We start from the raw sequence: 22,388 nt of genomic DNA, 5'->3' as shown, positions 1-22,388 counted from the left end.
TTCCGGCATCAACAGGGAACTCAACCATCGGCGATTGGAATGAGTTTGGCGGGTCGAGTATCTCCGACGCCGCTATATGCCAAGCTTGGCCCAAAAAACGATCTCAGACCAATAATCCGAAATTGCTGATTATTCAAGCTGATTTCCGCCACGGCTCGACCGATATAAAAATTTCTCGTATAAACCTCTAATAAATCTGCTATCCTGGAACAATATCAACCAGTTTCTTATTTAGAGAGCATCGGAATAATTATTCCAGTGCCTAAGATTATTTTTTACGAAAGGGCAAAATATATGAGAATCATGAAAACGCCGGATCGTCCGACCGCAACAATCGAGCCAATCGTCCTCTTCCCCAAGGCAATGTCAGTGCGCCTGACGATAAGAAGCGACGAAGCGGCACGGCGCAAGATTGCCGACACCGACGGCACGCAGCGGCGGGAGCGCCGGCTCGCCGAAAGCAACCGGTTGATTTGACCGGGCTGCGCTGCTTTGGGTTCAACCGCAGCAACACCTTGTCCGGACCGAAGAGGATATCCGGCGGCACCCTTGAATCTGTCTCTTCCATGCCTTAGGTCCGGCAAGCGGACAAACACGGCAGGTTTCCCATCAACAGAGATCAGAGAAGAGCGGCGGGTGCTGGAGCTGGCGGACAGCCGCCGCTGGGCCTCGACCAATATGTGCAGCAGGCGCTGCAGCTGCATCAGGGCGGGCGCCGGCAGGATGCCGAGACGCTGTACCGGCAGGTGCTGGCGCGCAAGGCCAATCACCCGGCAGCGGCGCATTTCCTGGGCCTGCTGCTGCACCAGACCGGGCGCAGCCCCGAAGGGCTGGAGCTGATCGAGCAGTCGGTGCATCTGCAGCCGAAGAATCCCGATTTCCTCAACAATCTCGGCACGGTGATGCGCGATCTCGGCAGCATCGCAGCGGCCGCCGATTTCTTCCGCGGCGCGGTAGATCTCAAGCCCGACCAGCTCGCGGCACGCGACAATCTGGGTTCGGCGTTGAAACAGCTCGGCCAGTTCGAGGCTGCGGAGGACATCTATCGCGGCACAATCGGGCGCAATCCCTTCCATGTCCGCGCCCGTATCGGGCTTGCCGAAACGTTGCAGGAAGCCGGTCGTCTGGACGAGGCGCTGGCGACCTTTCGCGAGGCGCTGACGATCCGGCCCAGGGATGCCGACCTGTTGCACGGGCTCGGCGTCGGGCTGATGGAAAAAGGCAAGCTCGATGAGGCGGCCGACCTGTTCCGGCAGGCGTTGGCGATCACGCCAGGCATGGCAAAAGCCTGGCTGATGCTGACGCAGGTCAAGCGCCAGAAGGAGCGCGACGCCGAACTCGCCGGCATGGAGGCCCAGCATGCCAAGGCGCCGGCCGACAGCCTGGCACGCATGCAGCTGTCCTTCGGTCTCGGCAAGGCCAATGACGATTTGAAGGACTACAACAGGGCCTTCGACTATTTCGCTGAAGGCAATGCGATCCGCCGCAAGGGCATCGATTATGATCCGGTCAGGACGCGGGCCGAATTCGAGGCGATGAAGACGGTGTTCAACGCCGGCTTTTTCGAAAAGCACAAGCCAAGTGCAATCTCCGACGACACGCCGATTTTCGTCGTCGGCATGCCGCGCTCCGGCACCACGCTGGTCGAACAGATCATCGCCAGCCATCCACAAGTCTATGGCGCGGGCGAGCTCAGCATGTTGAAAACCGCGGTCGGCAAGCAATTTCCGCTGACCATGCCGGGAGGTTTCCCCTGGGGACTGGTCGATGTATCCGACGCGGAGTTTGCGGAGGCGGGCCAAGCCTATCTCGACATGCTGCATGAGCGCTATCCCAACTTCAGGCATGTCACAGACAAGATGCCAGGCAACTTCCTGCTCATCGGCTTCATCCATATGATGCTGCCGAAAGCCAAGATCATCCATTGCGCGCGCGATGCGGCGGCGACCTGCCTTTCGATCTACAAGGTGCATTTCCGCGGCGACAACCACCGCTACGGCTATGATCTGGGCGAGCTCGCCGACTTCCACAACATCTACACCGACATCATGGCGCATTGGCACGATGTTCTGCCGGGCGTCGTCCATGACGTGCGTTACGAGGATTTCGTGGCCGACCAAGAGGGACAGACGCGGGCGCTGATCGCGCATCTCGGCCTGTCCTGGGACGACAAGGCGCTGTCGTTCCACGAGACCGACCGTCCGGTGCGCACGGCCTCGGCCGCGCAGGTGCGCCAGCCGATGTATCAGGGTTCGGTCGATCTCTGGAAGCGCTATGGCGACAGGTTGAAGCCGCTGCTGGACAAGCTGGCCTGAGCAGCGGCTAAAGCTCGATGAAGGGCTGGAAGCCGCCGAAGATCATGCGCTTCATATCGAAGGGCATAGGCCCCGAATCGGGCGTCAAACGCGGATCGGCCATAACCTTGGCCATTACCGCGTCGCGGCTTTGCCTGGACGAATAGACGGCCCAGGCGAAGACGACGATCTCGTCGTCTTTTGCCTGAACGGCACGCGGAAACGAGGTCAACTCGCCATAGGGCACGTCGTCGGCGGTACATTCGACATAGGCGAGCGCTCCGTGTTCCTTCCATATCGGGCCTGCGAGGTTGGCCAGCTTCTTGTACATCGATATTTGCCTTCGGCACGGCGAGCACGAAACCATCGACATAGGACATTGGGTTTTCCTTGGAGTATCTCACAAAGCTCCTTACCGGCGTCAGCCGGTGAGGAGCTTTGTCAGCGGTGGTCAGTCTTTCTTCGCCGGCGCGTTCATCGCCCATTCGACCCCGAAGGGGTCGCGCATGTTGCCCCACTGGTCGCCCCAGAACATCAGCTGCAGCGGCACTGCGACTTCGCAGCCGGCACCGACTGCGCGCTTCCACCAGCCATCGATCTCGTCGGCGCCGAGATGGAGCTGCATGGTATAGCCCTGCGGCTTGACGGCAGGCATGCCGTTTTCGGGGTAGAAATCGGAAATCATCAGCGTCGAGCCGTTGATGTGGAGATGAATGTGCATGGTGCGGCCCTGCTCATCGGGCGGATAGAAGAACACCTGTTCGGCGCCGAAAGCCTTCTTGTAGAATTCGGCGGCCTTGAAGGCGCCGTCCAGCTGCAGATAGGGGGTCAATCCACCGAGAACTTTCGCGGCCGGCTGAATGGGGGTCTGGTCGGTCATGTCTTGTTCCTCTTTGGGTTTGGTCTGGGCGCTTGGTTGGCCTTGCGAACCCTAGGACGAACGAGGCGGCGGCGATCCTACATGTCTGATGCGATTTTCTGGGCCGATGCGATTTTCTGGCGAAACGAACTTGCGTCGGCGGCGCCCAATCAGAGCGCAATCCTCGCTGTCAGCAGGCTAGAAAGGTGACCGCTTCTCCAACCCGCTGAGACGACAATGATCCTCTATTACCAGACCCATTCGCCCTTTGCGCGCAAGGCGCTCGTCTTCGCCCATGAGGTCGGGCTTGCCGACCGGCTCGAGGTCATTCATCACGAGACCAGCCCGACCTTGCGCAATGCCCGTGTCTACGCCGAAAACCCGCTCGGCAAGGTGCCGGTGCTGCTGCGGCCGGATGCGCCGCCGCTCTTCGATTCCGATGTCATCTGCGCCTATCTGGATACGCTGCATGACGGCCGCAAATTGCTGCCGCAGGACGGCGAAGCGCGCTGGCAGGCGTTGCGGCTGCAGGCGGTCGCCCAAGGCCTGGCGCAGACGGGCATAGGCCTGCGCTGGGAGACGGAAAGGCGGCCCGAACAGTTGCGCTATGCAGCGCTTGCCGAAGGCTACCGGGAAAAAATCGAGGCCAGCTATGACTGGATCGAAAGCGCGCTGGACGCCGAGACATCGCTCCATGTCGGCCATATAGCGCTTGCCACCACGCTGTCCTGGATGGCGTTCCGCCAGCTGCCGTCCTTTCGCGCGCGGGCGCGGCTGACGCGCTGGTTCGAGGCGTTCGAAAAGCGTCGATCGATGCAGGCGACGCCGCTGTCTGGCGATACGCATGACTGAGCAACGGTCGCCCCGCGGCGGCCTGCATCGATCTTTCCCGACCGCATGGTCAGGGCGCCCTGCAGATCCGCGGGCCGTTTTGCGCGTCGATGAGGATTTCCGGCCAGCCGATATCCTTGCGCAGTTCGATCGGCAGGGCCAGAAGCTCGCGCTCGCTTCGATAGCGGGCGCGGTTCTGTGCGTAACGGGCGGCGACGCGGCCTATGGATGACAGGATGGACATGATGCGTTCTCCTCAGATGAAGCCGGCATCATCGTGTCGGCATCCCAAGGACGCAGCAGGTTCAGGCGATCCGACAGAGCGCTGAAAATATTCTGGGAGATGTGAAACCATGGGCCGCAACACAGTGCGGCCCATGGTGGTAGTTCCTCAGCCCGCCGTTTCAGCCACTGAGCGGAAGAAATCCTCGGGGTCTTCGACTTCGGTCAGCTTCCGCTTGTCGATCAGCCAGAAGCGGTTGCCGATGGCGCGGATGAAGGAACGGTCGTGCGAGGCGAGCACACAGCTCGCCTGGTGCTTGAGCAGTTCCTCCTCCAGCGCTTCCTGGCCGTCGATGTCGAGATGGTTGGTCGGCTCGTCGAGCAGGTAGAAGTTGGGGTTGGCGAGTTTCAGCGCCAGCATCATCAGCCGCGCCTTCTGGCCGCCGGACAGCACGCCGATCTTCTTCTCCTGCATCTCAATGACAACGCCGGCGCCGGCAAGCAGCGAACGGGCGCGCTGCTCGCCGACATCGTAGCGGCGCGAGACCATGGCCAGCGGCGTGTCGTCGCCACTGATGCCGGCCAGCGCCTGGTCGCTGTAACCGAGCGCCGTCGACGGCGTCACCTTGACGTTCGGCACCGTGTCAGGCTCGGAGATGGCATTGCGGATCAGGTTGACGAAACGCGACTTGCCGACGCCGTTGCGGCCGAGCAGCACGATGCGATCGCCCTGGCAGATGTGGCGCTTGCCGGTCTTGAACAGCAGCATGCCGTCCCGCGTTTCCACCGTGGCGTCGTCCAGCGTAATCAGCACCTTGGCATGGGTGCCGCGGTTGGCCAGCCGGATCGCGCCGGCTGATTTCTCGCGATGCGCCGATACCGCGGCGTCTTCCAGCTTCTCCGCCCGTTCCCTGAGTTGCTTGGTCTTCACCGTCAAAAGGTCGCTGCCGGAATTGATGCCGATGTTGTTGAGCTTGGCGGCCTGCTTGCGCAGTTGCTGCGCCACCTTCATGTCGCGCTCGAACCGGCGCGCCGTCGAAGCGTCCAGGTCGTCGAGCGCTTGCCTCGCCCTGGAATAGGGCAGTGCAAACACCGGCGAGTCCTCCGGGCGCAAGAACAGCGTGCGGTTGGTGACGGCGTCGAGAAAGGCGCGGTCGTGACTGGCGATGACCACCGGCACCTCGCGAGGCAGGGCGTTCAGCCAGCTTTCCAGCTGGCTGATCTTGGCGAGGTCGAGATGGTTGGTGGGCTCGTCGAGCAAAAGCACATCGGGGTCGGTGACCCAGACGCGGGCAATCAGCGCCAGCCGCTGCCATCCGCCGCTCAGCGCCTGCATCGGCCGTTCGCGCATCGGCTCGGGCACGTCGAGCGAATCCAGCGCCACGTCGACCCGCCACATCTCGCTGTCGGCCTGCCCCGCCGGCAAGGCGTCGGCCACCACCTGGTGGAAGGTGCGGCCGAGAAGGGCAGGAGGAACGGATTGTTCGACATGGCCGACGCGCAGGCCGCGCGTGCGGGAAATGTCGCCGGAGGTCGGCTCCATTGCGCCGGTCAGGCACTTCAGCAAGGTCGACTTGCCACGGCCATTGGCGGCAACGATGCCGAGCCGGTCGCCGGTGCCGATGGTGAGGTCGAGGTTGGAAAACAGCGGCGCACTCATGGTGACGCCGAGGGATTTGAGGCTGATCAGGGCCATTGTGATTTCTCTGGTCTTGCCGGTGTCCGGCTCAATGCACTTTGACGGTGCGCGTGCCGGCCATCAGGCTCAGCTTTGCTCACCACGAAGGGCAGACCAAAAAAAATCGAAGCGGGAAAAAACCCGTGATGTCCCTGGTCAGCCCTGCAAGCGAACTCGCAGGGCAGAAATCGGGCCACGCTGACGATGGTGACGATGAAACGTAAACACGTGAGCCCTCCTTTCAAGACAAGACGTTGAGTGTGCGGAGCGATTACACCAAAGGCGGGGGTGGTGGCAAGTGGGCGGGTCGGTTGGCAATCGGCCGCTACTGTCACACGGGCCTCAGATGGCCTCCGCTCACTCCGTATTCCCTGTTTGGATCCAGCAGGAAATGTCCGAACACTGCGCTCCTGTGAAGATCAACAACGATCACAAGCAGGGCGTTGAACCTGCCGGTGCCAATCAGAACTTGATCGAACCGGTTTTGGGCATCCCGGTAGACATAGTGGACGTCGTTCAAATAGGGCAGGCCGATCTCATCGAGATCCAGCGCCTCGACATACGGCCATATGTCCACGGCAGCCTCTGCCTTGGCGGTGACGTTCGTCATGGGCTCGGCGAAGCAAGCCTTGAACTCGTCTTCCTGAAGTCTGCGCGTGACGATCATCACGCATTCTAGTGGCCGGCGTCGAAAATTCGCAACGGTGCAGCGGGTCGGTTCTTACCTTCTCCCCTTGTGGGAGAAGGTGGCCGAGCGAAGCTCGGTCGGACGAGGGGTGTTCCAGAAAACACCAACGTCTCACTCCGCTGGAACACCCCTCAACCGTCTCGGCGCTGCTCGCCGATCCACCTTCTCCCACAAGGGGAGAAGGGGAAGGGCGCTTACTTTCCTGGCCGTCCCGTCTTCCCCGGCCGCCGCTTATCACGACGCGCATCGCCTGGGTCCTCGTAGGAGCCGATGCCAGCACGCTGGCGAATGATTGGCTTGGGGGAATCGTCGCGATCCTTCGCGCCCCCCTCTGCCCTGCCGGGCATCTCCCCCACTCGGGGGGAGATTGGCTGGGGCTTGGCCGGCACTTTCCCTTCGACCGGCTTTTCCGTGCGCCGCACGGTCATCTCGTCGAGCGAATTCTTCTTGAACAGTGGCTTGGTGGCGCCGCCCGGAATGCCGAAGTCGGAGCCGTGCGCTTCCTGCGCCGACTGTTTCTTGAACAGCGAGCGCGACACCGCGCCTGACGGTGTCGGCATGTCGGTACCAGGCCCCATATCGTCGATCGACGGCTTGGCAAACAGCGGTTTCTTCACCGGCACGGCGCCGTCGGCGCCCATTTCGTCGAGCGCCGGCTTGCGGAAGAGGTTGGACCGGGCAGCCCTGGCCGCCTCTTCGGCGGCACGTGCCTCATCGAACTTGCGGAACCGCTCCTGTTCCTCAGCCGTACGGTGCTTGGCCACGCCCTTGTTGTGCTTGCCCTTCTCGCGGCCCGAAACCGGGCTTTCCATGTCGGCATATTTGGCCAGCGGGTCTTCCGCGATCGACAGTTCCATTTCGCGCAGCCGCTTGATCTCGTCACGGATGCGGGCGGCCTTCTCGAAGTCGAGATTGGCGGCGGCGTCGCGCATCTGCTTTTCCATGGCGTCGAGATGAGCCTTGAGATTGTTGCCCATCATCGCACCGGCGCCGTCGGTGAACTGCGAGATATCGGCGCGGACATGGTCCTTCTCGTAGACCGAGTCCAGAATGTCGGAGATGCGCGACTTCACCGATTCCGGGGTGATGCCGTTGGCCGCGTTCCATTCCATCTGCTTTTCGCGGCGGCGGTTGGTCTCGGCCATCGCCCGCTCCATCGAGCCGGTGACCTGGTCGGCATAGAGGATGACCTTGCCGTCGACGTTGCGGGCGGCGCGACCGATGGTCTGGATCAGCGACGTCTCGGAGCGCAGGAAGCCCTCCTTGTCGGCGTCGAGGATGGCGACGAAACCGCATTCAGGAATGTCGAGGCCTTCGCGCAGCAGGTTGATGCCGACCAGCACGTCGAAAGCGCCGAGGCGGAGATCGCGCAGAATTTCGATGCGCTCCAGCGTGTCGATGTCGGAGTGCATGTAGCGAACGCGCACGCCTTGCTCATGCAAATATTCGGTCAGGTCTTCGGCCATGCGCTTGGTCAAAACGGTGACCAGCGTGCGGTAGCCGGCGGCCGTGGTGTCGCGGATTTCGCCGACGACATCGTCGACCTGGCTTTTCGCCGGGCGGACTTCGACCGGCGGATCGATCAGGCCGGTCGGGCGGATGACCTGCTCGGCGAACACGCCGCCGGCCTGTTCCATCTCCCAGGCGCCGGGTGTCGCAGAAACCGCGACGGAGAGCGGTCGCATGGCGTCCCATTCCTCGAAGCGCAGCGGACGGTTGTCCATGCAGGAGGGCAGGCGAAAACCATACTCCGCCAGCGTCGCCTTGCGCCGAAAGTCGCCACGATACATGCCGCCGATCTGCGGCACGGTGACGTGGCTTTCGTCGATGAAGACCAGCGCATTGTCGGGGATATATTCGAACAAAGTTGGCGGCGGATCGCCCGGCTGGCGTCCCGTGAGATAGCGCGAATAGTTCTCGATGCCGGCGCAGGAGCCGGTGGCTTCCAGCATCTCAAGATCGAAGCGGCAGCGCTGTTCGAGCCGCTGTGCCTCCAGCAGGCGGCCGGCGCGCTCGAGCTCGACCAGCCGGTACTTGAGCTCCTCCTTGATCGACTTGATCGCCTGGTTGAGCGTTGGACGCGGCGTCACGTAGTGCGAGTTGGCGTAGATCTTGACGCTCTTCAGCTCGCCGGTCTTCTGGCCGGTGAGCGGATCGAATTCGGTGATTGCCTCGATCTCGTCGCCGAACATCGAGATGCGCCAGGCGCGGTCTTCAAGGTGAGCCGGGAAGATTTCGATCGTGTCGCCGCGCACGCGGAACGAGCCGCGCACGAAATTGATGTCCTGGCGCTTGTACTGCTGGGCGACCAGATCCGCGAGCAGAGCCCGCTGGTCGAGCCGGTCGCCGATCTGCATCTGGAAGGTCATCGCAGTATAGGTCTCGACCGAGCCGATACCGTAAATGCAAGACACCGAGGCGACGATGATGACGTCGTCGCGCTCGAGCAGCGAGCGGGTCGCCGAATGGCGCATCCGGTCGATCTGCTCGTTAATCGAGGATTCCTTCTCGATGAAGGTGTCGGTACGCGGGACGTAGGCTTCGGGCTGGTAGTAGTCGTAATAGGAGACGAAATACTCGACCGCATTGTCGGGGAAGAATTTCTTGAACTCGGAATAGAGCTGCGCGGCCAGCGTTTTGTTGGGCGCCAGGATCAAGGCAGGGCGCTGCGTCTGCTCGATCACCTTGGCCATGGTGAAGGTTTTGCCGGAGCCGGTGACGCCGAGCAGCACCTGAGTGCGGTCATTGTTGTCGACGCCCTCGACAAGATCCTTGATGGCGGTCGGCTGGTCGCCGGCCGGCTCGAAATCCGACACCATCTTAATGGCGATGCCGCCTTCGGATTTTTCCGGGCGGGCAGGGCGGTGCGGCGTCCACAGCACGCCGTCCTTGTGCAAGGGGTTGCCGGATTCGATCAGCGCCGACAGCGCCGCGACCGTCGCGGTGACGCTGCCCGAGGCCATCGTCTCGGCGTCTTCCAGAGAGATGTCGAGACCGGCGACCGGGTTGAGGCCGGCGGCGGTGCGCTCGCGGGCCGTGGCCGCGCCGCCCATCGAGGTGCCGCGCGAACTGCGGCCGGGGGAGGTTGAGCGTTCCGGAATCTTCTTCGCCACCTTCGGCGGCTTGGCGCCGCCGGAACTACGCCCTTCCTTCTCGGCCTCCTGCTCTATCTGCTCTGCCCAGTCGGCAATCGAGCCGCTCAGCGGCGTGCCGGTGAAGTCGGCCTGCGGCGCCTCGGCGAAGCCGCCTCTGTGCAGAGGCTCCGAGGCATCGAGGAAATCGGTCAGCGGGCTGCGCCGCTTCGGCGGCGAAGCGCCGTTGTCACCCGCCGGAGACGGTGTCTTTTTGTCAGGGAGTTTGGCCATGCCCCAAATATGGGCAGAGTCCGCCAAAATGGAAAGAGTGCAGTGGCGAAGGGCGCTAAGCGGGTCGAAGCTCCTGACACAAGGGTGTCAGGAGCTGTGTTACGCGAAGCCAGGCCGCCTGCTCAATTGAACCACAGCGCGAAGGTCAAAAACCCACCGCCACCGAACTGGCGCTGGATCTGGTCGAACTCGCCGCTGGTTACGATCTCACCGCTCTCGAGGTAGGGCGCGATGGCCGGGCCGGTAATCGACAGCACTAGGTCGAAAGGCTTCGGTTCTTCGAAGAAACGCTTCATGTTGATGCCCTGGCCGGTGCTGACCGTGATGCGGAAATGCGGCAGCAGCTTGCGGCCTTCCAAAAGGTCTTCGGCCATGGTCAGAGTGGCGAGCCAGGCCTCGACCTGCTCCTCGCCGACTTCGAGCCCGGTGAGCGGGTTCTCGCCCTTCTGCTGCGGTCCCGGCAGCCATTCGCGGTCATTGTCGGTCTCGGCGCGGATCGCCTTCCAGTCCTGGCGCGACAGCCGGATCATTTCGAGCAGATGGCGGCGCGCCGCTTGACGTCGCTCGGGCTCGACCACCGGCCAGTTGACGAGGTGAACCATGGAGATGAAATCCGCGATGCGCCATTCCGATGAGAAGATGCTGCTGCCCATGTCCCCGGCGGGAGGCACCAGAACGTCCTGCAGCGGCAGTTTGGCGCGCGGGAACAGCATGTGGAACGAGCCGTCGAACATGGTCCTGAAATCATGCGCCAGCCAGAAATCGGCCTGCGCCATCAGGAATTCGGCATAGCCCTGCAGCCAGAAACCGTCGGCCCGGTCGAAGCGGAATGTGAGCGAGGGAGCGGCGCCGTCCGACGAGATACCGCCGCGCGACAGCGAGGCCATGATCGCGGCCATGCTTTCATCCGGCGCGATGGCACCGTCTTCGTTGAGATCGATGCCGGCATGGGTGAGGTCGACGACCATGCCGATATCGGCATCGGCGGGTACCGAGCCCAGAGTGGCCGCGGATGTCTCCAGCCGGTCGCGGAAGGCGACCAGAATGGCGCGGAACTGCTCATACGTCAGCGGTTCGGGATTGGGATTGTCCGGAATCGGCAGCCGCATCAGCGGCAGCATGAAGGATTGCGGGCTTTCGAACCCGTGGCGGTGCAGGCCGCCGGCCAGGATTTCCAGGGCGGTGAAGAATTCGCCGGCGCCGGCGGCGTAGGCTGACGCCGGATCGCCTTTCGCTGCAGACTCAAGCGTTGTGAGCGCACGGTTGCGCTCAGCCACCGTTTTGGCCTCGAACAGCGCGGTCGCCGCTTCGGGCGCGGCGGCGCGGGCCGACGATAAAGGCAGCAACAGGAGGAAGGCGGACGCCAGCAGGCCTGCAAAACGTGTCATCTCATTCCTCCACTGTGCCATTGCGCAGACATTACACGCATTTGGCGCCGTGTCTGCCGGCGGCAGTGTTTCAAGGACTGACGGTCGACACTCCCCGGGCAGACCGTCTACACAAGCTAACCGATTGGGCAAACGATTGGGCGTCGCGTGTCGAACTATCCGCTTTCCTACACACTGTCATGGCTGCCGCGCTTCCTGAAACCGTCGCTTGGCGGCGATGTCAGGGATTTTGCGCCGATCGCGGCAACGACACTCATCGATCCACCGCCAGGGCGGAAGGTGCGGCTGGCCTTTGTCGGCGATATTTCGGCGGTGGCCAACCATAGTGCGCCGGAATGCGATCCGGAGATCGCAAAGCTCTTGGGCTCCGCCGATCTGGTGATCGGCAATTGCGAAAGTCCGGTCGTCGAGCGGCCGAGCGTGGCGTTTGGCACGCGGCTTGGCACTCACCATGCGATGAGCGAGCGGTTTCTTGCCGCGGCGCTTGCCGCCGTAGGCATCGCGCGCGAAAGGCTCGTGCTGTCGCTGGCCAACAACCATGTGCTCGACCAGGGCGTCGCCGGTTTCGACGAGACGGCTGCGGCGCTGAAGCGGCTTGGCATCCGCACCATCGGCACCGCGAAAAAAGGACCGGTCGAGCAGGTCAAGGCCGGGCCGCTGACGATCGGCTTTGCCGCCTTCACACTGTGGCGCAATGCCGACGCCGCAGTTTTCAATGAGCGTGTGTCGATGCAAAGCGATCCGGCGGCATGGCCGAGAGGCGCGGCCGACAAGAACATCGACCTCACCTGTGCGGTGCCGCACTGGGACTGGGAGTTCCGGCATTTTCCGCAGCCGCAAACGCAAACGCTGGCGAGGTTGCTGGCCGGTCACGGCGTGGGGCTGATTGCCGGGCACCACGCCCATGTCGTGCAGCCGGTGCAATGGGTCGGCAAGACGCTCGTGGCTTACGGGCTTGGCGACTTCCTCGGCACGGCGCTGGCGCGGCAGCCCTGGCCCGGCCGCATCGCCGGCATTTTCGTCGTCGATGTCAGCGCAGATCTCGGCAAGCGCGGCGCGATCGGCGGCTACCGGATGCATGCCTTCATGCGGTTGCGCGCAGGCGGGCATGAGCGGCTGGTTCCGGTCGAGGCGCTGACTGGCCGGATGAAGGGCAAGGTCGAAGCCAGGCTGAAGGCGATCTTTGGCGACTGACCACTTTCCCGCTATTATAGGCATAAACGGACTTTGCGAGGGGGCGATGGAAGCAGCTGAGTTCATGCCTGATGAAGCGGTGGTCGCCGGCATCAGGAAGAATATCGAGATCTATGAGGCTGGACGGGCTTCGGCCTACCGCCAGGTGCGCTGGCGGGTGCCGGTGTTTCTGGGGCTGCTGCTGGTTTTTGTCGTGCTGGTGGCCTGGCTGTTCAACAAGGTCGCCGACTTGAACGAGCAATGGTTCTCGACGCCGCATGTGTTCCTCTATGTCGGCGGTTTCTTCGCGGCGCTGCTGCTGTACTTCCTGGCGATCAGGCCGGCGACGCGGCTGCAGCAATCGTTCCGTGACACGCTGCTGCCGATCATCTTCGGCTTCATCAGGGATGTGCGCTATCAGCACAGCGTGACGCCGAATTCCTTCGACCGGCTGCCGCGCGCCGTGGTCGGCGCCTTCAACCGGCAGAGCTTCGACGACATCGTATCAGGCCGCTACGAGGATTTTCCGTTCGAGCTCTACGAGGCGGAGTTGCGCCAAGGGTCGGGCAAAGGCTCGTCGACGGTCTTCAAGGGCGTCGTCGTCGCCTTCGAGACCATTGCGCCGTTCCCCGGCATATTGGTCGCGACGCGCCGCAGCAACGCGGTGGTCGGTTTCTTCCGCGGCATCTTCGCCGGCAAGATGGAGGAACTGTCCAGCGGCGATCCGCTGCTCGACGGCGACTACGAATTTCGCACCGACAATGTCGCCGCCGCGCAGCCGCTGGTGAGCGGCCGGCTGGCGCAGGCGCTGAAATGGCTGCACGAGACATGGCGCGATGATCCGGCGCGGGTGGCACTTAATGGCAGCGATGGTTTCCTGCTCTTGCCGCAGCCGAAGAATTTCTTCGAACTGCCCGCCATTTCCGTGCCGCTCGATTACACCAAGCACATCGCGCCGATGATCGCCGATATGGGCGCGATCTTGGCGACCGCGGCGCTGGTGCGCAAGATCGGCGCGACGGATGGCGAGGCCTAAAGCGCCGCGCGTCGAAACGAATTCATGCGACGCGCTTCAGGTCTTGTTTTCATGCATATCGTTGCCCCAAAAACGGCGGTCCTGTTTGGGCGCATGCATTAGCCAGGCTGCCGCGCCTCAGCAGTCGAAGCCGTAGTTCTGGCGGTAATATTCGACGTCTTCTTGCGCCATCGTCTTGAACATCACGCAGACGGTGAAGCTGCCTACCTGGCGACCGTTTCTGGTGTAGCCCCAGTCGGAAATATCGTCCCGGTTGAATTCGAGTTCCTGGCCGGCCACGACATTGTGCACCGCTTGCGGCTCATTGGCCAATGTTCCTGCAAAGCCGGTCGCGGTCTTGTGGAAGGGGATGATCCAGAAATGCTCCGAGGCGTCTCCGTCCCTGACCTCGACTTTCAATTTGTAGCTGGTTGTCCCGGCTGGCGGCGCATCCGACAAGGACAGGAATTCATCGAGGCTGGCGCGCGCCTGCGCAATGGCCGCCGCCATGTCCGGATCGTCCCTGGCGACGCCTACAACCTTGTCGCCGCCCTGGCCGGAATCCTGCGCACCGGCCGGAATCGGCGCCAAGGCCAGCACCAGGGACAGCACGGTTCGAACTGCATGCTTCATGAAATGGCGCTCCTGCGTGTCGATGCCTGACACCATCATGCATCTATCTGGAGTTTTCAACGGCAGTGCGACAGCGTGGTATGGTCCGAACGGCAGGCCGCTCACAACCCGCTCGGCACCAGCCCCGCCAGCCAGTTCGCGGACCGCTTGGCAATGCCGACCGTTGCCGACGCGACGCGGCCGAGATCTGTCTTGACCACGGCGTAGCCGTTCCTGGTGCGGTAGAGCACGCCTGTTCCGCCATCGACCACTTGCTCGTAGGCGACGGGCCGTACCGCTGCTGCCTCCATGGCCGTCGTCGGGGAGCCGACGGGAACGCTCGGCCGATGGCTCAGTTCCGGCGGCAACGGGGTTTGGACATTCCGGCTGGCCGGCTTCAGTTCCGGGCGGGATGCGGCCGCCGCCAGTTGCGAAGAAGACGCCGACCCCTTGCTGCGGCAGATGCCAGAGACCAGCGGATAGTCGAAGTTCTTCTGGTGCAGCATCTGGCTTTTCATCGCCGCTTCGCAGTCGGCGATAGTCGCCCACTTCGCCGGCGTCTCGCCGATATATTCGCAAAGCTTGGCGTCGCAGTCGCAGCCGACAATGGTCATGGCGACAAGGGCGGTCTTGATCACGGTCTTGTCCTTCGGATTGCCCCCCGGCAGCCAGTCCTTCCATCGCGCGCGAACAAGGCGGGATTTTGGCCGCGATCACGCGATGAGCCGGGGGATGCGTTTTTCGGGTACGGCTCACTATAGGTGGATTTCGAGACACCCGGTAGCAGATAGGGCGGGAGCGTGATGCATTTGCAGGAAGAAGCCTGAATAAATCTTGTCGGCTATGGCCGCGACAACTGTTTCTTGGCCCGGTTTTCTACTACGATACTCACGGGGCGATACAACAATATAGGAGGGGTTTGTCATGGGAAGAATTGTCCGGTCCGCCGAGCCTGTGCCGAAAAGGGATTCAACGCTCGAGGGCATTCCAGGCGATGCTCCGCTCGGCGTCGACGATGACAAGCAAGAAGATCAAGGATCGAAAGGCGGCGACGGCTATCTCGACCGGGTTGCGAAGTACGTGCCTGCCGAAGTCGTGGCATTTTTCATCTTCGTCAACTCCATCCTGGTCAATGCCACTGAGCAGCCGGTTGCCAAGGCGTTGACCGATGCGGTGGCGGAAGAGACCAAAGGCGATCCGGGGGACATTCCGGGTAAGGTGCAGGCAGCCATCTATAAGATTGAAATGGCCGGTATCAGCGTCTGGACCATTTCATGGATCATGTTGATCGTCGCGCTGGCGATGACGCCGGTGTATCTGAAATCGGTCAGCGATTCAGCCGACAATGCGGAGGCTCCGGGAGCCAACATCGTCATGTCGATGCTCGCCTTCCCATTCTGGGCCTATGCCGTCAACGCGCTGGCCCTCAGGCCATGGCATGACGGTGCGCTGGCCAGCATCATGCTCGCCACCTTCACGCTCATCAGCGGCGCCATACGGCCGGAATATATAAACGCTGGCCTCAATTTGATCCCGGGCATCGGCCCGAAGAAGTAGCTCGGCCCGCCGGGCAGGCCGCGTGCAGGGCGCGTCTTCAGTCGGAGAGGTGTTCCAGCCTGGCGCCTGCTTCGAACAGCGCCGGCAGCACGATGTGCAGCTTGCGCACGGCGACGATCAGCCGGTGCGACGGGTGGCCGGATCGATCGGAACCGGTTGGCTGAACGGCGTGCGGGAGCCTTTGGGCGGAGCGAAGTCCGCCGCCGAAACACGGTGAGGATGATCGCGTCGTTGCCACCGATCTCGACGAAGGACACGCCTCTGTCGATCAGGCGCGGGATCATGTCGGTGAATTGCTGACCGCGCCTGGTGATGAAGTGGTGCCGTCAGCGCCGAAATCGCGTTCCAGCAAAGTATCGGCTTCTTACGCGTCGCTTCGCCGACCGGACCCTTGGCCCAAAAGACAGTCGGCGCCGGGATTTCTCCCAGCGCCTCCCTGTCAGATCAGGACACGGTCGCGGCAGCAACTTCCGTAAAGTCGTCGCGCCATGCCGGCCTTGATTTTGACGGTCCTGCCAGTCACCGCCCGAGGGCAGTGCCCGTTCCAGACCACGCCGTTCTCCACCCTTGCGAGCTTCGTTCGGCGCGCCATCGAAGGTTTTCGCCGTCCTTCATGGCAGCATCGGTCCGCCGTTGGCGTTCGCACGCTTTCCGCGGCCCCGTAGGTCTCGGCATCCGTCCCTCGAACAAGCAAGCCTGCTCTCGCTTCGGGCCGTACGGGCCTCAGGAAATCCGCCTTTTCGCTTTGCCTTTCGGCGTGGCGATCGGTAGCCGCCTGAGATGAGTTAAACTTACGCCGGGTAAGGGTTTTGGGGAATGGGCGTGAGCCTGTGGATAACGGGATTATCGGGGACGGTTTGCCACAAAGCTCGGAATTTCGACTCCAGCTGCATTAGACAGCCCGCCCGCTTTTTGGCGCCTGATCGGCTGTGCCCCTTGCTCCGCCGGCTGGCGCGGGCTTCAATGCAGGCAAAGCATCGAGCCTATCGGCTCGGTGCGGGGAGGGTGCGCATTGAAAGTCGGGGTGGTGCTCAATCCGATTGCCGGCGGCGGCCGGCTGAAACGGCATTGGCCGGAGGTGGCTGCTTCGCTGAAAAAGCATTTCGGCGAATTCGAGCTGCGCGAGACGCAGGCCGAGGGCGACGCCGAAAGGCTGGCGCTCGACCTCGCGGCAAGCGGCTTCGAGCTGGTGATCGCGGCCGGCGGCGACGGCACCGCCAGCGAAGTGGCCGACGGATTGCTGCAGGCTTTCGATGAGAGCGGCCGGACAACCGAACTTGCCTTGCTGCCTTGCGGCACCGGCATCGATTTCGCGCGCGGGCTCGGGCTGCCGAAAGAGGTGGATGCGGTGCTGAAGCGGATCGCCGAAGCCAAGGCGCGCAAGGTCGATGCAGGGCGCATCTGCTACATCGACGACCATGGCGCGCTGGCCAGCCGGCACTTCATCAATATCGCCAGCCTCGGCCTATCCGGCGCCACGGACCGTGCGGTCAATGCCGACAAGCGCAAGGGCAGGATGTCGGCCAAGGCGCTGTTTTTCTGGCGCACCGTGGTCGAGTTCATCCGCTACCGCTTCCAGGACGTCAGGATCACCGTCGACGATGGCACCCCGGTCGAGGCGCGCATGGCGCTGGTGGCGGTCGCCAACGGAAAGTTCTTCGGCGGCGGCATGATGATCGCCCCGGACGCCGAACTCGCCGACGGCCAGTTCGACATCGTCATCCTGCGCGCGGCCGGCAAGCTGAAGCTGATCTGGGATATTCGGCTGCTCTATGGCGGCCGGCACCGCAACCATCCGGCCATCACCATATTGCGTGGCCGGAAAGTGGTGGTCGAACCTATCGGCGATGTCGAGAAGAACGGCGCGCTGGTCGACATAGATGGCGAGTCGCCGGGGCGTATACCCGCGACGTTTGAGATCCTGCCCGGAGCGCTGACGCTGAGATATTGAATCAAGGCGTTGAGGGATTGATTCAGGTGGTTTGAGCGGCGATTCCGGCGAACCGGCCAAAGGCCTGAAATCGCAGGACATATTTACCCGGCTTAGCTTTCCAGCTTGGCTGGGAAACCGGGCGCGCGCAGATCCATGTCGACGGCATCCTCGAGCAGTTTGACGATCTGGGTCGACCAGGCGCCGCCGCCATATTCCTGTTTGCCCATCAGGAAAATCTCACTCACAAGCGGCGCCAGTTGGAGTGGCAGTCTGAACTCTCTGCCCATCGCAAGCGCAAAGCCGAGGTCCTTCAGTGCCAGGTCCATGGTGAAGCCAATGTCGTAGGAGCCGTTGAGGATGAGCTGGCTTTCGGTCTCATGGACGAAGCTGTTGCCGGAGGAGGCGACGATGGCGTGGTAGGATTGCGCGAGGTCGAGGCCGCCTTGCTTGGCCAACATCAGCGCCTCGCCGGCGGCGACGAGATGGATGAAGGCCAGCATGTTGGTGATCACCTTGATCACCGCCGCGGAGCCGACCGGACCCATCAGGAACGACTTTGCGCACATCGCTTCGATGGCCGGACGATGGCGCTCGTAAAGCGCAGCATCGCCGCCGACAAGCGCGGTGATCTTTCCGACCGCGGCCAGATGCACGCCGCCGGTGACCGGGCACTCCAGCGTCTCGATGCCTTTGGCCGCGGCGAGGGCGGCGAGGCGCAGGATCTCGTCGCGGCCGTTGGTCGACATCTCGATCCAGGAGCCGCCCCTGGGCAGACCCTCGAGCAGGCCGCCGGCATTAGCCAGCACCGCTTCGCTGACCTTGGGCGAGGGCAGGCAAGTAATGGCATTGCCGGCCTGTGCCGCCGCTTCGGCCGGGCTGGTCGCGGCCGTGGCGCCGAGCGCCACGAGGCGCTCGACGGCGGCGGGGTCGCGGTCGAAGACGATGACGACAAAACCGTTGCGCAACAGGCTGGCGGCAAGGTTGCCGCCGAGATGGCCAAGGCCGATGAAGGCGTAGCGTTCGCTCACGGCATCAGCGGCGTTTGCATCATCTGCAAATGCAGGTCCTTGCCGGTGTAGGGATGCGCGTCGCAGACCGCTTCGTCCAGCTCGACGCCGAGGCCCGGCTCCTTCGATGGAATGACATTGCCGTCCTGCCATTCGATCTTCTTCTTGAGCAGTGTCGCGTGGAAGCCGTCCCACTGCTTCAGCGATTCCAGGATGAGGAAATTGGGCAACGTCACCGCCAGCTGGATGTTGGCGGCCCCAACGATCGGCCCACAATAGCAGTGCGGCGCGATCTGGATGTGGTATGCCTCGGCCATGGCGGCGATCTTCTTGGTTTCGAGAATGCCGCCGGAACGGCCAAGGTCCGGTTGCAGGATGGTGGCGGCGCGGTTCTCGATGATTCGGGCGAATTCGAACTTGGTCGTCAACCGCTCGCCGGTGGCGATCGGGATCGACGTGCCTCGCGCCACCTGAGCCATCACTTCGGGCATGTCGGGCGGCACCGGCTCTTCGAACCACAAGGGATCGTAGGGCTCGATGGCGCGTGCCATGCGCAGCGCACCCGATGCGGTGAACTGGCCATGCGTGCCGAACAGAATATCGGCGCGGGTGCCGACGGCTTCGCGGATCGCCTTGACCATGCGGGTGGAGACATCGATGTCGATCAGGCGCGGCTGGTGGCCGTCGAAGGCGGTGTAGGGGCCTGCCGGGTCGAGCTTGACGGCGTTGAACCCCTGCTCGACATATTCGAGCGCGCAGGCGGCCGCCAATTCGGGGTCATTGTAGACGTTCCGGCCGTCCGGCGCGTCCTCCGAATGGACGCTGCCGGTGTGCGGATAGAGATAGGTGTAGGAGCGCAGCGTCTCGTGCACCTGGCCGCCGAGCAGTTTGTAGACCGGCTTGTCGGCTTCCTTGCCGACAATGTCCCAGCAGGCCATTTCCAGCGCCGAGAAACAGCCCATGCCGGTAACGTCGGGGCGCTGGGTAAATCCTGAGGAATAGGCGCGGCGGAAGAAGGTCTCGATGTCATGCGGATCGTGGCCGATCAGGTAACGCTCGGCCATGTCCTCGACCAGCTTCGCTGTTATGTGAGCCGAGAAGGTGGCGTTGTAGGCCTCGCCGTAACCGACGACGCCGCCATCGGTGGTCAGCTTGACGAAGATGAAATACTTGCCGCCGATGCCGGGCGGCGGGTTGCCGACTACCCAGGTCTTGACGTCGGTGATCTTCATTTTTGGTCCTCCAGAACCAGTTCGGCGCCCTTCCATCCGGTCATGACCGAGGCGGCGTTGGTGTTGCCGGTGATGTTGGCGGGAAAGATCGAGGCGTCGATGACACGCAGACCTGCGAGCCCGTGCACTTTCAGGCGCGGGTCGACGACGGCGGCCCCGGCGCCCGGCCCCATGCGGCACGTCGAGACCGGGTGATAGACGGTGCCTGAGCGCTTCCTGAAATCCTGGATCAGATCGGCATCCGATTGGATCGATGGGCCCGGCAAAACCTCCTCAGTGATGATCTCGGCCATGGCGGGCATCGAGGCTATCTTGCGCACGAATTTCACCGCCGCCAGCATCTCGTCGACATCGGCGTTGGTGGAATAGGCGTTGGCGACGATCCTGGGATAGTCCAGCGGATTGCTGGAGCGGATCATGATCTCGCCGCGGCTGGACGGGCGGCAGTTGGAGAGGCCGATGGAAAAGCCCGGCCACGGATCCGGCGTCAGGATCGGCCGCTCGCCGCTCTTCGGAATGACGGTCGAGAAAGCCTGGAAATAAAGCTGCATGTTGGGGCGCGAAAACGCCAGGTCGGTTCGGAAGAAGCCGCCGCCATGGTTCATCGACAGCGACAGCGGGCCGGAGCGGGTGAGGATGTACCGCATGCCGACCAGCAGCTTGCCCCACCAGGGCCGCAGGATTTGGTTGAGCGTCGGCACGTTTCCCTTGAAGGTATAGTTGATGCCGACATGGTCCTGCAGATGCGCGCCGACATTTTCGTTGCCGTGGACGACCGGGATGCCAAGCCCCTTGAGCAGTGACGAGGGGCCGACGCCGGACAGTTGCAGCAGCTGCGGCGAGTTGATCGAACCGGCGGACAGGATCACCTCGCGGCCGGCCCGCGCCGTCTTGGTCTCGCCGTTCTGCAGATATTCGATGCCGACGGCTCGCTTGCCCTCGAACAGGATTCTGGTCGCCAGCGCATTGGCTTCGACGCGCACATTCGCGCGCTTCATCGCCGGGCGCAGGAAGGCGCGCGCGGCCGACATGCGGCGGCCATTCCTGGTCGAGATCTGGTAGACGCCGACGCCTTCCTGGGCGGCGCCGTTGAAGTCAGGGTTGAGCGGCAGCCCAGCCTGCTGGCCGGCTGCGAGGTAGCGCCTGGTCAGCGGATGGACGGCGTTCGTCGTGTCGGTGATATGCAGCGGCCCGCCGGTGCCGCGCCATCTGTCGGCGCCGGCCTCATTGTCCTCAAGCGCCTTGAAGCCCGGCAACAGATCGTCATAGCCCCAACCGGGATTTCCGGCATCGCGCCAGTCGTCAAAGTCCTCGCGCGCGCCACGGATCCAGACCATGGCGTTGATCGAGCTGGAGCCGCCAAGCAGCTTGCCGCGCGGCCAATGGTCGACATTGCCGGCAAGGCCGGGGTCCGGCTCGGGCTTGTAGTTCCAGTTGACCGCCGGATCGAAGAAGGTCTTGCCGTAGCCGAGCGGCATCTGGACATAAAAGCGGCGGTCGCTGCCGCCGGCCTCCAGCACCAGCACGGAGAAGCGGCCCGAAATCGACAGCCTGTCGGCCAGAACCGAGCCGGCCGAGCCGGAGCCGACGATGATGAAGTCATAAGTCTGCATGATTGGTGTTGGCGGCTCCGCAAAACTGAGCGCAGCCTATCCGCGACGGCTTGGCCGCGCCCCTGCGGCTTCCGGCATGGCTTGTGAAAAAAGCGACCGTGAGACGCCTGGTCGGAAAAGCCACCATGGAACCGACATTGCGCCGGGAGCCTCGCCCGTCGCGTTGACCTCTTGGGCCCGTGACGCTACGGGATCAAGGGCTATCGCTTTAGGGGAATCTCGGATGGTGCATTACGCGGACGGACGGCCGATCGGCGATCTGACCTTGCGTACGCTCGCCATGCCGGCCGATGCAAATGCGGCCGGCGACATCTTTGGCGGCTGGGTGATGGCGCAGATGGATCTTGCCTGCGGCATCCGTGCGGCCGAGCGGGCCAAGGGCCGCGTGGTGACGGCGGCGGTCAAGGAAATGTCCTTCGCCAAGGCGATGAAGATCGGCGACACGCTGTGCATCTACACCCATGTCGAGCGCGTCGGCCGCACCTCCATGACGCTCAAGGTCGAGGCCTGGGCGCAACGCTACCTCTCCGACCTGATGGAGAAGGTCACCCACGCCGATTTCGTCATGGTGGCGCTGGATAGCGACGGCAAGCCGAAGCCGATTCCAACCGAAAGTTGACATCGTCGATTCTGCCAAGCTTGCGCTTATGTAACATCCCCCGCGCGGGCGATGCGCTGCGCGACATCCAATGGTTGCCTTCACATCCGATTCTGCGGGCGGCGGAGGGAAGACAATGCGTCAACACATGCTGAACGGCTGGCTCGTGGCGGCCCTCGTCGCGGTGATCTGCCTGCTTGGCACGACCGCTTATACCGAGATCAGGAAAGAGCTTCCAAGCGTTGCCTGCACGCACGACCGGACCGTTGGCAACGAGCGGACTGCCCAGCGGTCTGCAAGGGTAGAGACGTGCGGCGCAGTGT

20 protein-coding genes and 1 pseudogene are annotated in these 22,388 nt (G+C 63.1%); 8 read left to right on the top strand and 13 right to left on the bottom strand.

Annotated elements, in window-relative coordinates:
• The first annotated feature begins 294 nt into the window (after window positions 1-294).
• Both AC3EML_RS27660 and AC3EML_RS27655 read left to right on the top strand, forming a co-directional pair.
• Window positions 295-477, top strand: a complete 183-nt coding sequence (locus AC3EML_RS27660; protein ID WP_023695784.1) for a hypothetical protein — start codon at window positions 295-297, stop codon at window positions 475-477.
• A 203-nt stretch (window positions 478-680) separates the two neighbouring features.
• Window positions 681-2,315 (top strand): tetratricopeptide repeat-containing sulfotransferase family protein, encoded by a 1,635-nt coding sequence (locus tag AC3EML_RS27655; protein WP_352521341.1) that lies wholly within the window; start codon window positions 681-683, stop codon window positions 2,313-2,315.
• Between the two features lie 7 nt (window positions 2,316-2,322).
• On the opposite strand, the pseudogene AC3EML_RS27650 reads toward AC3EML_RS27655, so the two are convergent.
• Together AC3EML_RS27650 and AC3EML_RS27645 are read right to left on the bottom strand one after the other, a co-directional pair.
• Window positions 2,323-2,674 (bottom strand): annotated as a pseudogene (locus AC3EML_RS27650) (DUF1428 domain-containing protein).
• Between the two features lie 71 nt (window positions 2,675-2,745).
• On the bottom strand, window positions 2,746-3,174 hold the full coding sequence (locus AC3EML_RS27645; RefSeq protein ID WP_023691563.1) for a VOC family protein: 429 nt from the start codon (window positions 3,172-3,174) through the stop codon (window positions 2,746-2,748).
• A 216-nt stretch (window positions 3,175-3,390) separates the two neighbouring features.
• Here AC3EML_RS27645 and AC3EML_RS27640 point away from each other — a divergent pair, with 216 nt between their 5' ends.
• Window positions 3,391-4,005 (top strand): glutathione S-transferase family protein, encoded by a 615-nt coding sequence (locus AC3EML_RS27640; protein WP_023691562.1) that lies wholly within the window; start codon window positions 3,391-3,393, stop codon window positions 4,003-4,005.
• Window positions 4,006-4,054: 49 nt separating this feature from the next.
• Here the strand turns inward: AC3EML_RS27640 and AC3EML_RS27635 are convergent, their stop codons facing one another.
• The 5 genes from AC3EML_RS27635 to AC3EML_RS27615 form a co-directional block, all read right to left on the bottom strand.
• Entirely contained in the window at window positions 4,055-4,228 is a 174-nt protein-coding gene (locus tag AC3EML_RS27635) for a hypothetical protein (protein ID WP_023672009.1), read from the bottom strand.
• A gap of 147 nt (window positions 4,229-4,375) precedes the next feature.
• Window positions 4,376-5,902 carry an ABC-F family ATP-binding cassette domain-containing protein gene (locus AC3EML_RS27630; RefSeq protein ID WP_488505354.1) on the bottom strand — a complete coding sequence of 509 codons (1,527 nt, stop codon included), beginning with the start codon at window positions 5,900-5,902 and terminating at the stop codon, window positions 4,376-4,378.
• Window positions 5,903-6,215: 313 nt separating this feature from the next.
• Window positions 6,216-6,551: a hypothetical protein gene (locus AC3EML_RS27625; RefSeq protein WP_023728225.1), complete on the bottom strand. Its 336-nt coding sequence runs from the start codon at window positions 6,549-6,551 to the stop codon at window positions 6,216-6,218.
• A gap of 215 nt (window positions 6,552-6,766) precedes the next feature.
• Window positions 6,767-9,937, bottom strand: coding sequence for an excinuclease ABC subunit UvrB (gene uvrB / locus AC3EML_RS27620; protein ID WP_352521339.1), 3,171 nt, complete (start codon window positions 9,935-9,937; stop codon window positions 6,767-6,769).
• A gap of 122 nt (window positions 9,938-10,059) precedes the next feature.
• On the bottom strand, window positions 10,060-11,325 hold the full coding sequence (locus tag AC3EML_RS27615; protein WP_352521338.1) for a hypothetical protein: 1,266 nt from the start codon (window positions 11,323-11,325) through the stop codon (window positions 10,060-10,062).
• A 147-nt stretch (window positions 11,326-11,472) separates the two neighbouring features.
• Here AC3EML_RS27615 and AC3EML_RS27610 point away from each other — a divergent pair, with 147 nt between their 5' ends.
• Both AC3EML_RS27610 and AC3EML_RS27605 read left to right on the top strand, forming a co-directional pair.
• Entirely contained in the window at window positions 11,473-12,519 is a 1,047-nt protein-coding gene (locus AC3EML_RS27610; RefSeq protein ID WP_023672005.1) for a CapA family protein, read from the top strand.
• Between the two features lie 46 nt (window positions 12,520-12,565).
• The gene (locus tag AC3EML_RS27605) at window positions 12,566-13,534 is read left to right on the top strand and encodes a DUF3137 domain-containing protein (RefSeq protein WP_023672004.1); all 969 of its coding nucleotides are present in this window, start codon (window positions 12,566-12,568) and stop codon (window positions 13,532-13,534) included.
• A 117-nt stretch (window positions 13,535-13,651) separates the two neighbouring features.
• Here AC3EML_RS27605 and AC3EML_RS27600 read toward each other — a convergent pair whose 3' ends face one another.
• Entirely contained in the window at window positions 13,652-14,185 is a 534-nt protein-coding gene (locus AC3EML_RS27600) for a YegJ family protein (RefSeq protein ID WP_023672003.1), read from the bottom strand.
• A gap of 62 nt (window positions 14,186-14,247) precedes the next feature.
• Complete coding sequence (locus AC3EML_RS27595) at window positions 14,248-14,763, bottom strand: hypothetical protein (RefSeq protein ID WP_023672002.1); 516 nt, start codon at window positions 14,761-14,763, stop codon at window positions 14,248-14,250.
• 286 nt (window positions 14,764-15,049) lie between these two features.
• On the opposite strand from AC3EML_RS27595, the gene AC3EML_RS27590 reads away from it, so the two are divergent.
• Window positions 15,050-15,682, top strand: coding sequence for a hypothetical protein (locus tag AC3EML_RS27590; protein WP_023807272.1), 633 nt, complete (start codon window positions 15,050-15,052; stop codon window positions 15,680-15,682).
• A gap of 37 nt (window positions 15,683-15,719) precedes the next feature.
• Here AC3EML_RS27590 and AC3EML_RS27585 read toward each other — a convergent pair whose 3' ends face one another.
• Window positions 15,720-15,920: a hypothetical protein gene (locus AC3EML_RS27585; RefSeq protein ID WP_023672000.1), complete on the bottom strand. Its 201-nt coding sequence runs from the start codon at window positions 15,918-15,920 to the stop codon at window positions 15,720-15,722.
• A 774-nt stretch (window positions 15,921-16,694) separates the two neighbouring features.
• Here AC3EML_RS27585 and AC3EML_RS27580 point away from each other — a divergent pair.
• Entirely contained in the window at window positions 16,695-17,633 is a 939-nt protein-coding gene (locus tag AC3EML_RS27580) for a diacylglycerol/lipid kinase family protein (RefSeq protein WP_023683740.1), read from the top strand.
• A gap of 92 nt (window positions 17,634-17,725) precedes the next feature.
• Here AC3EML_RS27580 and AC3EML_RS27575 read toward each other — a convergent pair whose 3' ends face one another.
• Genes AC3EML_RS27575 through AC3EML_RS27565 form a run of 3 tightly spaced genes read right to left on the bottom strand, consistent with a single transcriptional unit; the run spans window position 17,726 to window position 21,467 of the window.
• Window positions 17,726-18,643 (bottom strand): NAD(P)-dependent oxidoreductase, encoded by a 918-nt coding sequence (locus AC3EML_RS27575; RefSeq protein ID WP_023683741.1) that lies wholly within the window; start codon window positions 18,641-18,643, stop codon window positions 17,726-17,728.
• Complete coding sequence (locus tag AC3EML_RS27570; protein ID WP_023671997.1) at window positions 18,640-19,854, bottom strand: mandelate racemase/muconate lactonizing enzyme family protein; 1,215 nt, start codon at window positions 19,852-19,854, stop codon at window positions 18,640-18,642. Before AC3EML_RS27570 ends, AC3EML_RS27575 begins: the two co-directional genes overlap by 4 nt.
• Window positions 19,851-21,467, bottom strand: coding sequence for a GMC family oxidoreductase (locus AC3EML_RS27565; protein WP_023701603.1), 1,617 nt, complete (start codon window positions 21,465-21,467; stop codon window positions 19,851-19,853). The genes AC3EML_RS27570 and AC3EML_RS27565 overlap by 4 nt, the downstream gene beginning before the upstream one ends.
• Before the next feature lie 223 nt (window positions 21,468-21,690).
• Between AC3EML_RS27565 and AC3EML_RS27560 the strand changes: the two genes are divergently transcribed.
• Window positions 21,691-22,086 carry an acyl-CoA thioesterase gene (locus AC3EML_RS27560; RefSeq protein WP_023671995.1) on the top strand — a complete coding sequence of 132 codons (396 nt, stop codon included), beginning with the start codon at window positions 21,691-21,693 and terminating at the stop codon, window positions 22,084-22,086.
• Window positions 22,087-22,388: the final 302 nt, after the last annotated feature.

It is taken from the genome of Mesorhizobium sp. P170090, assembly GCF_057786115.1.
Note: the sequence above shows the minus strand (reverse complement) of the source record. Positions and strands in the feature narration are given on the sequence as shown.

Bases quoted from the DNA above. Each gene is read 5' to 3' on its own strand.
- AC3EML_RS27565 (WP_023701603.1), bottom strand. From the start codon at position 21,467: ATGCAGACTTATGACTTCATCATCGTCGGCTCCGGCTCGGCCGGCTCG.
- AC3EML_RS27570 (WP_023671997.1), bottom strand. From the start codon at position 19,854: ATGAAGATCACCGACGTCAAGACCTGGGTAGTCGGCAACCCGCCGCCC.
- AC3EML_RS27640 (WP_023691562.1), top strand. From the start codon at position 3,391: ATGATCCTCTATTACCAGACCCATTCGCCCTTTGCGCGCAAGGCGCTC.
- AC3EML_RS27605 (WP_023672004.1), top strand. From the start codon at position 12,566: ATGGAAGCAGCTGAGTTCATGCCTGATGAAGCGGTGGTCGCCGGCATC.
- AC3EML_RS27615 (WP_352521338.1), bottom strand. From the start codon at position 11,325: ATGACACGTTTTGCAGGCCTGCTGGCGTCCGCCTTCCTCCTGTTGCTG.
- AC3EML_RS27560 (WP_023671995.1), top strand. From the start codon at position 21,691: ATGGTGCATTACGCGGACGGACGGCCGATCGGCGATCTGACCTTGCGT.
- AC3EML_RS27645 (WP_023691563.1), bottom strand. From the start codon at position 3,174: ATGACCGACCAGACCCCCATTCAGCCGGCCGCGAAAGTTCTCGGTGGA.
- AC3EML_RS27600 (WP_023672003.1), bottom strand. From the start codon at position 14,185: ATGATGGTGTCAGGCATCGACACGCAGGAGCGCCATTTCATGAAGCAT.
- AC3EML_RS27635 (WP_023672009.1), bottom strand. From the start codon at position 4,228: ATGTCCATCCTGTCATCCATAGGCCGCGTCGCCGCCCGTTACGCACAG.
- AC3EML_RS27590 (WP_023807272.1), top strand. From the start codon at position 15,050: ATGGGAAGAATTGTCCGGTCCGCCGAGCCTGTGCCGAAAAGGGATTCA.
- AC3EML_RS27660 (WP_023695784.1), top strand. From the start codon at position 295: ATGAGAATCATGAAAACGCCGGATCGTCCGACCGCAACAATCGAGCCA.
- AC3EML_RS27625 (WP_023728225.1), bottom strand. From the start codon at position 6,551: ATGATCGTCACGCGCAGACTTCAGGAAGACGAGTTCAAGGCTTGCTTC.
- AC3EML_RS27630 (WP_488505354.1), bottom strand. From the start codon at position 5,902: ATGGCCCTGATCAGCCTCAAATCCCTCGGCGTCACCATGAGTGCGCCG.
- uvrB (WP_352521339.1), bottom strand. From the start codon at position 9,937: ATGGCCAAACTCCCTGACAAAAAGACACCGTCTCCGGCGGGTGACAAC.